Origin of the sequence: Nitratireductor indicus C115 (assembly GCF_000300515.1) — a bacterium.
GTDB lineage: Bacteria > Pseudomonadota > Alphaproteobacteria > Rhizobiales > Rhizobiaceae > Nitratireductor > Nitratireductor indicus.
The window spans coordinates 1-772 of sequence record NZ_AMSI01000062.1 but is presented as its reverse complement, the minus strand read 5'-3'; the positions used below and the strand labels follow the sequence as shown (position 1 = coordinate 772).

1 protein-coding gene and 1 tRNA gene are annotated in these 772 nt (G+C 53.1%); both read right to left on the bottom strand.

Annotated features, from left to right (window positions below; translation table 11 throughout):
* Positions 1-210, bottom strand: a 210-nt coding sequence (locus NA8A_RS25390; protein ID WP_210161244.1) for a hypothetical protein, incomplete at its 3' end; no start/stop codon positions are given.
* A tRNA-Ser gene (locus tag NA8A_RS24205) sits at positions 183-273 on the bottom strand. The genes NA8A_RS25390 and NA8A_RS24205, both read right to left, overlap by 28 nt.
* Positions 274-772: the final 499 nt, after the last annotated feature.

The following is a 772-nucleotide window of genomic DNA, read 5'->3' as shown; positions in this document are numbered from 1 at the left end:
TTTCATGTTCTGACCTCCAGTCAGAATCATGACGGCGAATCCCGGAAATGGGCATTCGCGCGATGTAGCATCAACGTACTGCGTTGTTTTTAAATGGGAAAAATAGGAATCTACACGGCAACGCAAAACAGCCGCGAAAAACACGGGGCTTGTTTGCTGCTGATTTTGGGAAGCCAAGGGAATGGCGGAGAGGATGGGATTCGAACCCACGAGGCCCTTTTGGGGCCTACTCCCTTAGCAGGGGAGCGCCTTCGACCACTCGGCCACCTCTCCGGCGAAGGGCTGGATAAAGAAAAGCGGCCCGACAATCAATATCGCATTTGCCTTTCCTGCGCTATTTATAAGGAGAACCGCCGAATGCTCCTGTTTCAGGGTGTTGGCGCCTTTGAATAGATTCGCCATTTCCGCTCCAGGATCGGTTGGGAATCGAAAAACGAACCGAAAACTGCGATTCGAGCGCGGGATTCGGCTTCCAGGGCGGGGTTGGTGGCATTTATCAAGCCGCAAACCGGCTCCAATTGTTAAGAAAACCTTTCTGGCACCCGTCAGATCGTGTCATTTGTGCAACAGCGGGTCCGGATAGAAGGTCGGAAGGGGGGCTTCCCCGCTGATCGTGGTTGAACCGGCGAACCGCATGAGTAATGTCAGGCTCGGAAAGGGGACGCGAGAGCGTGACTTTTTCGTTTCTTGGGGATGGGGCAGGGAACGCTGTCCTTCAGCAAAAATACCCAGACCCGAATTAAGAACTTTGACTGGAGGTCAGAACATGAAA